This window comes from Methylobacterium dankookense (genome assembly GCF_902141855.1).
Taxonomy (GTDB): Bacteria; Pseudomonadota; Alphaproteobacteria; order Rhizobiales; family Beijerinckiaceae; genus Methylobacterium; species Methylobacterium dankookense.
The window spans coordinates 15,817-29,080 of record NZ_CABFVH010000046.1; the positions used below are offsets into that span (position 1 = coordinate 15,817).

Annotated in this window: 17 protein-coding genes; all 17 read left to right on the forward strand. The window is 69.3% G+C overall.

Features of this window, described 5'->3' with window-relative positions; all coding sequences use genetic code 11:
• Nucleotides 1–366 precede the first annotated feature (366 nt).
• The 17 genes from MTDSW087_RS24060 to MTDSW087_RS24135 all read left to right on the forward strand — a co-directional run bounded on the left by MTDSW087_RS24060 (nt 367) and on the right by MTDSW087_RS24135 (nt 13,260).
• Complete coding sequence (locus tag MTDSW087_RS24060; RefSeq protein ID WP_144767396.1) at nt 367–984, forward strand: phage terminase small subunit P27 family; 618 nt, start codon at nt 367–369, stop codon at nt 982–984.
• On the forward strand, nt 981–2,702 hold the full coding sequence (locus MTDSW087_RS24065) for a terminase large subunit (RefSeq protein WP_144767397.1): 1,722 nt from the start codon (nt 981–983) through the stop codon (nt 2,700–2,702). The genes MTDSW087_RS24060 and MTDSW087_RS24065 overlap by 4 nt, the downstream gene beginning before the upstream one ends.
• Nucleotides 2,703–2,704: 2 nt before the next feature.
• Entirely contained in the window at nt 2,705–4,030 is a 1,326-nt protein-coding gene (locus tag MTDSW087_RS24070; RefSeq protein WP_144767398.1) for a phage portal protein, read from the forward strand.
• On the forward strand, nt 4,027–4,938 hold the full coding sequence (locus MTDSW087_RS24075) for a S49 family peptidase (protein WP_144767399.1): 912 nt from the start codon (nt 4,027–4,029) through the stop codon (nt 4,936–4,938). Before MTDSW087_RS24070 ends, MTDSW087_RS24075 begins: the two co-directional genes overlap by 4 nt.
• A 90-nt stretch (nt 4,939–5,028) precedes the next feature.
• Complete coding sequence (locus MTDSW087_RS24080) at nt 5,029–6,459, forward strand: phage major capsid protein (RefSeq protein ID WP_144767400.1); 1,431 nt, start codon at nt 5,029–5,031, stop codon at nt 6,457–6,459.
• Between the two features lie 68 nt (nt 6,460–6,527).
• Nucleotides 6,528–6,920, forward strand: coding sequence for a hypothetical protein (locus MTDSW087_RS24085; protein WP_144767401.1), 393 nt, complete (start codon nt 6,528–6,530; stop codon nt 6,918–6,920).
• Nucleotides 6,921–6,984: 64 nt separating this feature from the next.
• Nucleotides 6,985–7,614 (forward strand): hypothetical protein, encoded by a 630-nt coding sequence (locus MTDSW087_RS24090; RefSeq protein ID WP_144767402.1) that lies wholly within the window; start codon nt 6,985–6,987, stop codon nt 7,612–7,614.
• Nucleotides 7,615–7,617: 3 nt separating this feature from the next.
• Entirely contained in the window at nt 7,618–8,109 is a 492-nt protein-coding gene (locus MTDSW087_RS24095; RefSeq protein ID WP_144767403.1) for a head-tail connector protein, read from the forward strand.
• Nucleotides 8,110–8,112: 3 nt separating this feature from the next.
• Nucleotides 8,113–8,457, forward strand: coding sequence for a phage head closure protein (locus MTDSW087_RS24100; RefSeq protein WP_144767404.1), 345 nt, complete (start codon nt 8,113–8,115; stop codon nt 8,455–8,457).
• Between the two features lie 29 nt (nt 8,458–8,486).
• Nucleotides 8,487–8,855, forward strand: coding sequence for a DUF3168 domain-containing protein (locus tag MTDSW087_RS24105; protein ID WP_186383979.1), 369 nt, complete (start codon nt 8,487–8,489; stop codon nt 8,853–8,855).
• Nucleotides 8,856–8,878: 23 nt separating this feature from the next.
• Nucleotides 8,879–9,331, forward strand: coding sequence for a phage tail tube protein (locus MTDSW087_RS24110; protein WP_144767406.1), 453 nt, complete (start codon nt 8,879–8,881; stop codon nt 9,329–9,331).
• Complete coding sequence (locus tag MTDSW087_RS24115) at nt 9,328–9,765, forward strand: gene transfer agent family protein (RefSeq protein WP_144767407.1); 438 nt, start codon at nt 9,328–9,330, stop codon at nt 9,763–9,765. The genes MTDSW087_RS24110 and MTDSW087_RS24115 overlap by 4 nt, the downstream gene beginning before the upstream one ends.
• A 17-nt stretch (nt 9,766–9,782) precedes the next feature.
• The gene (locus MTDSW087_RS30405; protein ID WP_186383980.1) at nt 9,783–9,932 is read left to right on the forward strand and encodes a hypothetical protein; all 150 of its coding nucleotides are present in this window, start codon (nt 9,783–9,785) and stop codon (nt 9,930–9,932) included.
• Between the two features lie 15 nt (nt 9,933–9,947).
• Nucleotides 9,948–10,316 carry a GTA-gp10 family protein gene (locus tag MTDSW087_RS24120; RefSeq protein ID WP_144767408.1) on the forward strand — a complete coding sequence of 123 codons (369 nt, stop codon included), beginning with the start codon at nt 9,948–9,950 and terminating at the stop codon, nt 10,314–10,316.
• On the forward strand, nt 10,313–10,708 hold the full coding sequence (locus MTDSW087_RS24125; RefSeq protein ID WP_144767409.1) for an HK97-gp10 family putative phage morphogenesis protein: 396 nt from the start codon (nt 10,313–10,315) through the stop codon (nt 10,706–10,708). Before MTDSW087_RS24120 ends, MTDSW087_RS24125 begins: the two co-directional genes overlap by 4 nt.
• 5 nt (nt 10,709–10,713) lie before the next feature.
• Nucleotides 10,714–12,885, forward strand: a complete 2,172-nt coding sequence (locus MTDSW087_RS24130) for a coiled-coil domain-containing protein (RefSeq protein ID WP_144767410.1) — start codon at nt 10,714–10,716, stop codon at nt 12,883–12,885.
• Nucleotides 12,886–12,888: 3 nt separating this feature from the next.
• Nucleotides 12,889–13,260: a hypothetical protein gene (locus MTDSW087_RS24135; protein WP_144767411.1), complete on the forward strand. Its 372-nt coding sequence runs from the start codon at nt 12,889–12,891 to the stop codon at nt 13,258–13,260.
• The last annotated feature ends 4 nt before the right edge of the window (nt 13,261–13,264 follow it).

Here is a 13,264-nt window from a genome sequence, read left to right on the forward strand (position 1 = left end):
GACCCGCGCCCTCTACGGCACAGCCCGATGGCAGGCTCGCCGGGCGCATCAGCTCCGGCTCGAACCGCTGTGCCGGATGTGCCTCGCCGAGGGTATCGTGTGCGTCGCCACCGTCGCGGACCACGTTGAGCCCCATCGTGGTGACGTTCACGCGTTCTGGAACGGTGCGTTGCAGTCGCTCTGCGCCTCGCACCACAACAGCCGCAAGCAGGCGGAAGAACGCGAGCAGTCGGATAGGGGGTAGGGGGTCCAAAAGTTCGGAGAAATTCGAGCTAGACCGGTTGTTCAACCCCCTCTTTATTTCCGCGAAATTGGCGGCGATTTTTTTTCGAGAGAGGAGCCAAGGGATCGCTTGGCTGGATCCCCATGACGCGCGGACGCAAGCCGGATAGCCCGGCTCTACAGACGGCGAAGGGTAGTCCCGGCAAGCGCGCCCTCGCCAAGCGGATGGGGGTTCGCACCACGCGCCTCGCCGCGAACGATCCGCTGAGCCCGCCGAAGTTCCTGCGCGAGCTGAAGGCCCACGACGACAAGGGTTACGACGTGGCCCTGCGCATCTGGAGCGAGCTGGCGCCGCAGCTCCGCAAGCGCAACCTGCTCGACAAGATGGACCGCTACGCCTTCGCGCGGTGGTGCGTCTATCAGGCCGAGTGGATCGAGGCGACGCGGACGATCGCCCGCGAGGGCATGACGCGGATCGTCGCCACGGTGAGCGGCGACGAGATGCCCCGCCGGCACCCGGCCGCCGCGCATCGCGACCGCGTCGAGCTGGCGATGGGCAAGCTGGAGGAGGCCTACGGCCTCACGCCGGCCGACCGCTACAAGGTGATGCGGGATCAGGCCGCCGCGCCGCTCGGCGGCCTGTTCGATCGCGAGGACGAGGCGAGCGACCAGCCCGCCGCGCCACCGCCTTCGTTGAGTGTGGACCCGGTCGGCTTCCTCGCCGATCGCTCGACCCCGCCGCCGGGCACGCGTCTGAGTTGACCGCCGGCATGGTGGCCGAGGCTCCGGAGGGCGCCTCGGCGCTCGCCGAGCTGCCCGAGTGGGTGCGGGGCTTCGGGGACGATCCCGCCTTCGCCTTCGTCGCCCGTCACTGGCAGCGGGCGGCCGAGGTGCCCGGCGCGTGGTTCGATGCGGACCTTGCCGAGGCGGTGGTGGCGGCGTGGCCGACATGGTTCCGGCACACGGAAGGCCGATGGGCCGGCAAGCCCTTCCACCTGCTGCCGTGGCAGGCGGCGACGGTTCGGCTCCTCGTCGGGTGGAAGGGGCCTGAGGGGTTCCGGTTGTTCCGGCGCCTGTTCCTCTGGGTCGGCCGCAAGAACGGCAAGACGGAGCTGCTGGCCGCACTCTCCATCCTGTTCTTCGTGTGCGACCGGGAGATGGGCGGGCAGGCCTACGCCATGGCCCGCAATGAGAATCAGGCCCGCATCGTCTTCGACAAGGCCAAGACGATGGTCGGCCTCTCGCCGGCCTTCCGGGACCGGGTCCAGCCCTTCAAGAAATCGCTCTACGTGCCGGAGCTGCGAGCGGGCTTCGTGGTGCTGTCCGGCAAGGCCGAGGGCAAGCACGGCCTCTCCGCCTCCGTCATCGTCGGCGACGAGATGCACGAATGGCCGGACGGCACGCTCTACACCACGCTGCACCAGTCGATCGCGGCGCGAGAGCAGCCGATCGAGTTGTACGGCTCGACGGCCGGGTTCCGGGGCCGGAACTACGGCTGGAACCTCTGGCAGGAATGCCTGTCGATCATCGCGGGCACGCTGGCCGATCCGACGACGCTGGTGGTGATCTTCGCCGCGGCGCCTGAGGACGATTGGACGGACGAGGCGGTGTGGCGGAAGGCGAACCCGAATCTCGGGATCTCGCCGAAGCTCGACTATCTCCGCGCGGAATGCGCCAAGGCGCAGGACAACCCGCGGCTGGAGAACGACTTCAAGCGCTACCACCTGAACCAATGGACCGAGAACGTGGTCCGTTGGCTGCCGCTCGCCCGCTGGGATGCGGGGGCGCCTGACCCGCAGGCCTGGAAGCGGTATCCCGACGATCTGCGGGGGCGGCGCTGTTTCGGCGGCCTCGACCTCTCCTCGACCTCGGACCTCACGGCGCTGGTCTGGGTGTTCCCGCCGGAGGGCGAGGGCGAGCGCTGGAAACTCGTCGTGCGGCTGTGGTGTCCGGCGGAATCGATCGCGCTGCGGGCGCGCCGGGACCGGGTCGACTACGATCTGTGGGCGAAGGCCGGGGCAATCATCTCCACGGATGGCAACACGGTCGACTACGACGCGATCGAGCGGCAGGTGACGGACGATGCCGAGATCTTCGACGTCCAGGGCCTCGCGATCGACCGCTGGAACGCGACAGGTACGGCCGTTCGCCTGAAGGCCGATGGCTGCCCCGTCGTGATGTTCGGTCAGGGCTTCGCGTCGATGAGCGCCCCGTCGAAGGAATGGGAGCGCCTGGTGCTCGCCGGGCTCCTCGACCACGGCGGCCACCCGGCACTGCGCTGGATGATCGGGCACATCGCGATCAAGACCGACGATGCCGGCAACATCAAGCCGACCAAGGAACGGTCGGCCGAGAAGATCGACGGCGTGGTGGCCGGGATCATGGGGTTGGGCGTGGCGATCGGCGAGGAGCCGGAAGAGCCGTCCGTCTACGAAGAACGCGGAATCGTTGAGGTCGACATGATCGGGATCGAGTTCTGACCATGGGTCTGTGGGCGCGCCTTGGCGCGGTCCTGTTCGGTGACACGGCCTCGGCCGGCGATCCGAACGGGTGGCTCATCCGGGCGGTGAACGGCGGCAAGACGCATGCGGGCACCGCCGTGTCCGAGCACAACGCGATGATGCTGCCGGTGGTCTATGCCTGCATCAACCGGATCGCCAACCCGATCGCCCGCTTTCCGATCAAGATCATGCGGCCGAAGGCCGGCGGCGGCGTCGAGGAGGTCACGGACCATCCGCTCTCGCGCCGCCTCGGCGCCCGGCCCAACGACCTGATGTCCTCGCGCACCCTGCGCAAGACGGTCCAGGGCCACGCGCTCACCTGGGGCAACGGCTACGTCGAGATCGAGCGGAACGGCCGCGGGCAGGCCGTGAACCTGTGGCCGCTCCTGCCCTGGAACACCAATCCGGTGCGGCAGGCCGACCGGTTCTTCTACCGGACCCGGATCGACGGAACACAGTTCGAGATCCCGCACGACGACGTGCTGCACGTCATGGACGTGAGCCAGGACGGCTATATTGGACGCTCGCCGGTATTCCTCGCCCGCGAAGCGCTCGGCATGGCGCTGGCGCTGGAGCAGTTCGGGGCGAAGTTCTTCGCCAACGACATGAAGTCCGGCGGCTTCCTGATGCATCCGGGCAAGCTCAGCGCGAATGCGCAGGGCAACCTTGCCAAGCCGAAGGGCGAGCGCGCGGGGAAGGATCAGCGCACGGATGCCGGTGCGCTGCTCGATCGTCAGGGCGGCCTCGACAACGCGCACCGGGTCAAGGTGCTCGAAGAGGGCATGAAGTTCATCCAGACGACGATCCCGCCGGAGGATGCGCAGTTCCTGTCGACGCGCGAGTTCCAGATTGCCGAGATCGCGCGCATGTACGACGTGCCGCTGATCCTGCTGCAGAGCCACGAGAAGAGCACGTCCTGGGGGACGGGCATCGAACAGTTGATGATCGGCTTCGTCCGCCAGACGATCGACCCGTGGGTCGGCGCCTGGGAGCAGGAAATGAACTGGAAGCTCTTCACCGAAGAAGAGCGGCGGCAGGGTTACTTCGTCAAGTTCAACATGAACGCCCTGCTGCGCGGTGACAGTGCGTCGCGCTCGAAGTTCTACCGCGAGATGTTCTCAGTCGGCGGCATGTCGCCCAATCAGATCCTCACGCTGGAAGATTTCGATCCGATCGGGCCGATGGGTGACCACCACTTCGTGCCCACGAACTATTCGACGATCGAGAACGCCATCGCGAATGTCGGCCGGACGGTCTCTGCGCCGCCCAACCCCGACGCGCCGCAGAATCGGGAGGAGACGCCGTGAGGTACGCGCACGTCATGGCCGCCGTCGCCGGGGAGCTGTGGGCGATCGAGCAGGCAAAGCTCCAGGCCATGCTCGACTTCCTGCGGGGGCAGGCGGCGGGCGTGAAGCTCAGCGCGGAGGAGATCGAGGCGAAGATCTCCGGGGCGCAGGCCTCGGCCGTCGCCCGGCGCGAGGGCGCGGTGGCGATCCTGCCCCTGCGTGGCGTCATCGCCAACCGCATGAACCTGATGTCCGACATCTCCGGCGGCACCTCGAACGAGGGGTTCGGGCGCATGTTCCAGTCGGCGCTCCGCGACGACGGCGTGAAGGCCATCGTGCTCGACGTGGATTCGCCCGGCGGCGCGGTGAGCGGCACGGACGAGCTCGGCGCGATGATCCATGCGGCCCGCGGCGGCAAGCCGATCGTGGCGCAGGTCAACGCCACCGCGGCCAGCGCCGCCTACTGGATTGCGAGCGCGGCCGACGAGGTCGTGGTGACGCCCTCCGGCGCGGTCGGGTCGATCGGCGTGTTCGCCGTCCACGACCATGTCGGCGGCGCCCTGGAGAAGGCCGGGGTGCAGCGCACGCTCGTCAGCGCCGGCCGCCTCAAGGTCGACGGCAACCCGTTCGAGCCGCTGGGCGACGAGAGCCGCGGCCGGATCCAGGCGCGGGTCGACGCGAGCTATGACCGTTTCGTCAAAGCCGTGGCCCGCAACCGCGACGTGCCGGTGGCGAGCGTGCGCGACGGCTTCGGCGAGGGCGACATGGTCGATGCCGCCGCGGCCGTGTCGCAGGGCATGGCCGACCGGGTCGGCACGCTCGAAGGCACCCTGAACCGCTTCGGCGCCTCCCTCTACGGCGCGCCGCCGCAGCCGACCCGGCGCGCCTCGGCGTTGCGCCGCGAGCGCCGCGCTCTCGACCTTCCCTGAACCCGGCCACCCGCGCCGGATGCCCTGCCGGATCCGGGCCGGCGGGGTCTCCAGTCATGTCCCGGATCAACCGCGAGAGGAATCGCGACCATGTTCAAACCCCGATACGCGGTCCCGCTCGCCGTGGCCGCCCTGCTGACCACCGCCTGCGTCCTCGTCTTCCTCCTCGGCGGCCATGCCGACGCCGACACGCTCAAGCACCTGTCGCCCCTGCTCGCCGTACCCTTCGCGGCGGGTGCGGAATCGCTCCGGGCCCTGCAGGAGAAGGCTGGCGGCCTCGTCGCCCAGATGCGGGCCATCATCGAGAAGGCCGAGGCCGAGGACCGCGACCTCACCGAAGAGGAGGCGGCCTCCTACGACGCGCTGAAGGTGCAGCACGAAGGCCTCAAGGGCCGAATCGCTCGCCTGCAGGAGCATGCAGGTCGCGAGGCCGCGCTGGATCAGGTCCAGCCCGGCGCTGCGCGCCGCCAGGGCATCGAGCGCGCGCCGGGCGAGGCCCGCACGCAGTTCGAGAGCCTGGGCGAGTTCATGCACGCCGTGCGCTTCCGCCCGAACGACCAGCGCCTCAACTTCGTGGAGAACGCGGGCGCGAATGCCGACGACCTGCGCAGCGAGCTGCGCACCGACGACGGCCCCTCCGGCGGCTTCGCCATCCCGCCGCAGTTCCGGGACACCCTGCTGCGGCTGACCCCGCAGCAGGCGATCATCCGTCCGCGGGCGCAGGTCATCCCGGCCGGCTCGCCGCCGGACGCGCCCGTGACCATGCCGGCCCTGGACCAGTCCGGCGCCGCGCCCGGCAACATGTTCGGCGGCGTCGAGGTCCGCTGGATCGGCGAGGGCGACACCAAGCCGGAGACCGATCTCAAGCTGCGCGAGATCACGCTGACCCCGCACGAGGTCGCCGGCACGATCACCGTCACGGACAAGCTGCTGCGCAACTGGCAGGCCGCCTCGTCCCTGCTCGAGCAGCAGCTCCGCGGCGCGGTCGGGCAGGCCGAGGATTACGGTTTCCTGCGCGGCAACGGCATCGGCAAGCCGCTCGGCTTGCTGATGGCGTCGGCGACTTATCTCGTCCACCGCACCACGGCCAACGCCGTCACCTACGACGATCTGGTGGAGATGGTCGCCCGCGGCTACGGCAACGGCGTCTTCGTCTACAGCCGCTCGGTCCTGCCGCAGCTCATGAAGATGCGGGATCCGGAAGGGCACTACATCTGGACGCAATCGGCGCGGGAGGGCGAGCCCGGCACGCTGCTCGGCCGCCCCGCCATCATGTCCGACCGCAACCCGCAGCTCGGGCAGAAGGGTGACATCTGGTACGCCGATCTCGGCCAGTACCTGATCAAGGATGGCTCCGGCCCCTTCGTCGCCGCCTCCGAGCACGTCCTGTTCCGGCAGAACAAGACGGTGATCAAGATCTTCTGGAACGTCGACGGTGCGCCCTGGCTCACCGCGCCGTTCCAGTTGGAGAACGGCTACACCGTCTCTCCCTTCGTGGCCCTGGACATTCCGGGCGCCTGATCCTCGCGGCCGGCGGCCCGAGGCCGGCGGCTCCTCTCCCCAGTCCTCTCACCACAAGGGATCAGGCCATGAGCCGAAAGCTCTCCTCGAACCTGCGCGTGCGCGCCGCCGTGACGCCGCAGGACATCAGCGCGGCGCGGACCAGCCCCTTCCTCGACGTGTCCGGTGCGGGCCGCGTTCTGGCCGCGGTGACGGTCGCGACGGTGGCGGCCACGAAGAAGGTCACTGTGCAGTTCCGGCAGGCGACGGACGCCGCCGGCACGGGCGCCCGGAACCTCGGCTCGGCGGTCGAAAAGGTGGCCCCGGCCGGCGGCGCCGCGCTCGACCTCATCGCCGAGGTGAAGGTGGAGGATCTGGACGACGACTGCGCCTTCGTCGCTGTCGTCCTGTCCAGCGACAACGGCTCGGCCGTCAACGGCTCGGCCATGCTCATCCTCGGCGACAACCGCTTCAACCCCTGACCCGGCGCGCCGCCTCCGGGCGGCGGCCACTCCCGCCAGCATCGTAGTGCCGTAGGAGGCGCAAGTGTCCCAACTGTTCGAACGCACCGCCAAAACGCCGTTCAAACTGGACGGCAAGCCCATCGCCGCCGGTCAGGTGGTGACCCTGACCGCGTCCCAGCTCACGCGCCTCTCGGTCGCCGGTTGCGTCGAGCAGGACGCCACCGCGAACCGGGACGTGCGCCGCCAGGATCTCCCGCCGCTCCAGGGTTCTGCCGTGACGGCATCGGACCCGCGGCAGCTCGCCTATGCCGAGGCCTCGGAAGCCGTGCTCGCCCTCTTGCTCGGCCGGAAGCTGAACCTCAGCCCCGATGCGTGGCGGGGACTATCGATCGAGGAGCGGACGGGTGCGCTCGTGTCGGCCCGTGAGGAGATCGAGGCCGCCTATCGGAACAATCCGAACGGCATCGCCACCGATACCGACGAGGGTCGGCAGGCCGACGAAGCCGTGCGGCAGCATGCCGGCAACGACCCGGCCGCCGCCAGCGCGAGCCAAGCGCCGAACGCTCAGCAGACCGTGGCCGACGATCTCGGCGAGCTGAGCACCGCAAAGCTGCGCGAGCTGGCGAGGGCCGAGGGCGTCGATCTCGGCGATGCCAACTCGAAGGCTGAGATGGCGGTTGCCATCCGGGCGCACCGCGCGCAGGCGGTCTGATCCATGCCTGCCGTCGTCGCCACCCCGCCCGAGCCAATTGTGTCGCTCGCGCAGGCGAAGCGTCATCTGCGCGTCGAGCACGGTGACGACGACGTCTATATCGCCGACCTTGTCGAGGTCGCGACTGGCTGGCTCGACGGGCCGGATGGCTGGCTCGGCCGCTGCCTTGGCGAACAGGTGCTTGAGACTGCGTTTCCGGCCGACCTCGATCCGACGCTGCGCCGGTATCCGTGCCCGCCCTTCCTGGGCATCGTCAGCGAGATCCCGGATGTGATCACGCGGACCGTGACGGTGCGATATCGGGCCGGCTACCCGTCGACCGGCACGGGAGCGGATCGCAAGACCACCGTGCCGGCTCCGATCCGTCACGCCATCCTGCTGATGGTCGGCCATCTCTACAGCAACCGCGAGGCGGTCAGTGCGCTGCCGGCCAAGCCGGAAGAGCTGCCTTTCGGCGTCAGTGCACTCCTCTCCCCCCTCCGGGTCTTCGGCTGAGCAATGCCGCAGGCCGGTGATCTCCGCGAGCGCGTGGTGTTCCAGTCCCGCGCCGCCACCGATGACGGCTACGGCAATACCGTCACGGGCGCTTGGACCTCGCGATTCGAGCGAGCCGCGCAGTTCCTCATGAGGCCCGGCAGCGAGGCCGTGACCGCTGCGCGCCTGGAGGGGCAGCAGCCCGTGACGATGATCGTCCGCTTTGACAGCCAGACGTGCACGATCACGCCGGCTTGGCGGGCGATCGATAAGCGCACGGGCGTGGTCTATGCGATCCAGGCCGCCGCGGACATGGAGCGCAAGCGGCAATGGTGGACGCTGGTCTGCCTCGCCGGGGCGGCGCAGTGAGCACGTCCCTCGCCCTGCAGGGTGCCCTCGTGGCCCGGCTGAAGGCCGATGCGGACGTAACGGTGATCGTCGGCGGGCGCGTGTTCGACGCCGTGCCGGCTGAAGCGGCCTTCCCCTATGTCAGCCTGGGCGAGGACCAGGTGCTTCCGGACGGCGCCGATTGCTACGACGGCGAGGACGTGCGCTCGACCCTTTACCTGTGGTCGCGCGCGGTCGGCTATCCGGAGATCAAGCGCCTCGCCGCGGCCGTCGAGGCGGCGATCGACGACGACATGGCCGTGCCCGGCTATCGCATCGTGTCGATCGCCGTGACGGACACGCGCTTTCTGCGCGACGCGGACGGCCTGACTTCGCGCGCCGTCCTCACCCTTCAGACCCTCATCGAACCGGCCGACTGAACGGCCACAACCGGAGGCCTGTCATGGCAAAGCCCGTCACCGCGTCGGCGTCGAAGCTGCTCGTCCTGTTGGAGAGCACCACCACGGCCGGCACCTTCGCCGCGCCCTGCGGCCTCACCACCAAGGGCATCAACTTCGCGGCCGAATCGAACGACGTGACCGTGCCCGACTGCGACGATCCCGATCTGCCCGCCTGGACCGAGCGCGTGATCCGGGCGCTGTCGAGCACGATCAACGGCAGCGGCGTGCTCGCCCTGGAAAGCCTGGACGATTGGCAGGGCTATTTCTTCAGTGGCTTGGCGCGGAACTGCCGGGTCAAGCTCGACGTGCCGGCGGCCAATAATGGCGGCTATTTCCAGGGCCGGTTCATCCTGACGCGCTTCGGCATCGTGGGCGAGATCGGCAACAAGATCCGCCTGGATGCCGTCGAGCTGCAGAACGACGGGCCCGTGACCTGGGTGGCGGCCTCGGCATGAGCGCAGACGGCTCGATCACGCTGCCGTTCGCGGACGGTGAGCATCGCTTCCGGCTGGCGATCGGCCAGCTCCGCGAGCTGCAGGAGGCGGTCAACCTGCCGCGTGCTCGGGCTGGGACGGCGTCGGTCGGTCCTGCGCAGATCCTGGCCGGGCTGGGATCAGGTGAATGGTGGGTCGACGATCTGCGCGAAACGATCCGCCTCGGCCTGATCGGCGGCGGGGCGACCCCGGCCCGCGCCCTGATCCTGACCACGCGCTACGTCGATGTCCGGCCGCCTCGGGAATCGATCCCGCTCGCGCGGGGCATCCTGCTCGCCGCCCTGATCGGCGTGCCGGAGGATCCCGCCGGGGGAAAACCGCTGGCGGGGGAGACCGCGACAGAGGGGACAGCCGCCTCGTCTTCTCCCGCCTCTACGGCAACGGCGCAGCCATAGGCTGGTCGGTAGCCGACGTGGACGAGGCCAGCCTGTGGCAGCTCGCCGCCGCGATCGACGGATACAACCGTGCGCAGGGGGCAGAGGAGGAGCCGCCGGAACTCGGCTTCGACGAGTTCGACGCGATGCTGGAGCGCAATGCCGCCTTTGTGGCCGGCGAGCGGTGATCGGCAGGAACCCGCATGTCTGACAGAGATTGCAGCGAGATCACCGCCGTGTTCGGCGGCCGGTCGGTGACGTTCCGCCTGGAGCCGGGCGCGCACTGGTCCGAGATCATCACGGCGTGGCTCGGGCCGCCCCTGGCGCTCCAGCACCGGGCCATCGCCGGCCAGTGGTCGCCGGCCGAGATCGCTGCCGTGCTCAAGCTCGCCTATGTCGGCGCGCCGCTGCGCGCAGCGATGCAGGTGCCGGAGGTCGACGACGTGCTGGAGCGTCGCCCGGCCGGCACCTATGCCGTGCTCGTCTTGCGCATCCTTGAGGCGTACCTGTTCGGGATCGACCCGCGAGATGCGACCTTCGACGAGCGCGATGCTTACGGGGCTGCCGCGTGATTACGCTCGGGGTTGAGGGGATCGCCTCTCTCGGTCTCAGCCTGACCCGCAAGGCCCGGCTGAAACGACGCATCGTCGAGCATCTGGCGGAGGTGGCCGAGCCGGTGGCAGACGAAATTCGCGAGGCTGCGCCCGAGGAGAGCGGCACGCTGCGCGAGAGCGTCCGGGTCGAGCAGAACCCCGGCAAGCTGCAGGTGACGATCGAGGCCGGCGGCGTCCCGGCGACGGAGCGGCCGTCCTCGAACGGCATCACCTACGATGAGGCTTTGCTGACCGAATACGGCACGGTCAAGCAAGCGCCGCGGCCATTCTTCTGGCCGGCGATTCGCGCGCATGAGGACGATTTCGAGCGCGCGGGGACGGACGCTGTCGCTAGCGCGATGGAGGACTGAGGCTGATGGCAGGCCTGACTTATAGCGTCGGCGCGAACATCACGGCGTTCGAGAGCGCCATGAGCCGGGTGCGAGATCTCGCGGCGAAGCGCTCGGCCGACATGCTGACTTCCTTCCAGGGCGCGGCCCGCGGGATCGACGTGGCCTTGGCGGGCGTCGCCAGCCTCAACCGCATCCCCGGCGCGCTCAACACGATCAAGCAGGCGGCGCAGGCCACGGTGCTCGCCTTCGTGGCATTCGAGGGGGCCAAGCTCGCGATCGAGGCCGTGACCGCCGCCGCTTCGGCTGCCACGGCCGAGGTCGACCGGCTCGCGAAGGTCGGGGCCGATGCCGAACGGCTCGGCGTCTCCACCACCTTCCTGCAAACCTACCAGGGGCAGGCGCGCGCCTTCCGCGTCGAGGTCGACGAACTGACGAAGTCGCTCCAGATGGCCCGAAACGCCTTCACCCTGCGCCAGGGCGACGGCGGCGAGGATGCCCGCAACGACAGCTCTTTTGCGGCGCGCCTCCGCCAGCAGCGGGCTGCCGGGAACCTGACCGCGGCGCAGGTGGCCCGGTTTGATGGCGCGATCGGTTTCGAGCAGCAGGAGCGCGTGGCGCTCGACCTGATCGCTGAGCTGATCGCCAAGGGCCGCCAGCTCGCAGCACTCGATCTTGCGGCCAAGATCTTCCCGCCGGAGATCGTCGACCGGATCCGGCAGGGCACGTTCGAGATCGACCGCTTCCGGCAGAACCTCGACAACATCCGCAACCCCGAACTGCGGCTTGACGATCCGCAGCAGATTGCGCGGGCGCAAGAGCTGCAGCGCCGTCAGGAGGAGGCGAATCGACAGCTCGCGGATGCCGGCGCAGCGTTCAACAGGCAGCTCGCGGATGCCGGAGCGCGGCTCAAAGAGGACGCCGTCGCCTGGACGGAGCTGATGGCGAGAGGTGCGCGCGCCGCTGTCGCCATCATGCAGGCGGTCCGACGCGCGGGCGAGGAATACAACCGTGGCGCCGGGCTCTCGTCGGGAGGGCCGCCCAGCCTTGGCGGCGAGCTGGGCGCGGTGGCGACGCGCGGCGGGCAGCCCCAGCCGACGCAGGAGCAGCGCGAGATGCAGGACGCGATGAACCGCCTGCGCGGCAACCTCGGCAATCAGACCCTCGTCCGGCAGGCGCAGGACGCCTCGCGCGCCCTGACCGATGGCTTCCGTAAGGATCTGACGAAGCCGATCCAGACGACTCGCTCTCCGCGCTCGTCCTCATCCTCCGAAAGCCTCGACGCGATCGAGACGTACATCAACGGCCTGGAGCGCTCGACGGCGGCTCTGCGCGGCGAGGTCGACGCGATCGGCAAGAGCAACAGTGAGCGCCAGATCGCGATCAACCTGCAGCGGGCCGAAGAGCTGGCCCGGCAGCAGAACCGGGAACTCACGGCCGATGAGGTCCGGCGCATCCGGGAGACCTCTGCCGCGACGGCCGAGTATCGTGACAAGCTGGAGGACGTGCGCGAGACGCTTGAAAACCAGCGCTCGACGGGGCGCAACGTTCTGAGCGGCATCGTGTCGGATGCCCGGAACGGGGCTTCCGCGCTCAATGTCCTGACGAACGCGGTCAACCGCCTCCTCGATCGCCTTGCCGATCAAGGCGTGAATACGCTGACGGAAATGCTGTTCGGGAAAAGCGGCAGCACGCAAGGCGGGCTCTTGGGAGGCTTGTTCGGCTCCTCGGGCAGCGGCGGCGGGACCGGTCTGTCTGAGATCTTCGGGTTCCTGACCGGAAGCGTCAGTCCGATCCCGCGCTTCGCCGGGGGCGGTTATACCGGCGACGGAGGGCGCGACACGCCGCGGGGCGTCGTGCATGCGGGCGAGGTCGTGTTCTCGCAGGCCGATGTGCGGCGCCTGGGCGGGGTTGCTGCCGTCGAGGCGGTGCGCCGTGGTCTGCCCGGCTATGCGGCGGGCGGCCCCGTGGGTGCCGTTCCCAGCGTCAGGCCCGCGCTCGTGGGTGCCGCACCGATCAACTTCATTGATCAGCGCCCGGCCGGATCGCCCGACATCGCGCCCGTGGCGCAGCGTCGCTCGGATGGTGGCCTCAACGTGCTCATCCGCGGCATGGAGGGCGAACTCGGCAAGCGCGCCTTCAACAGTCAGGGGCCCTTCCGCGGCGTCGCGGGCGGCGCCGGCTCCCGGATCGGGTGATACATGGCGCTGCCCACTTGGCCCTTCGATCTTCCGCGTCTCGTGGGTCAGGTCGGGACGCTTGGCACCGATCAGCTCTACGAACCGCCGCAGGAGACGCAGTTCGATGACGGTCCGGACCGTGTCCGGCGCCGCCGGCTCTACGACGAGACGCCGCGCAAGATCGTGCTGACCCTCACCCGGCGGCAACTCGTGGTCTTCCTGAACTTCGTGCGTAACGACCTCGGCATGGGCGCCAAGCGCTTCCAGGCCAACGTGCGCGCGCCGGACGGCAGGTTGGGAACGCGGATCTGTCGGATCCGCGGTGCGGTCTCCGAGCAGGATCAGGGGCGGACCTCGATCGTCTCTTTCACCCTGGTGGTTCAGGACTGGTGAGCCG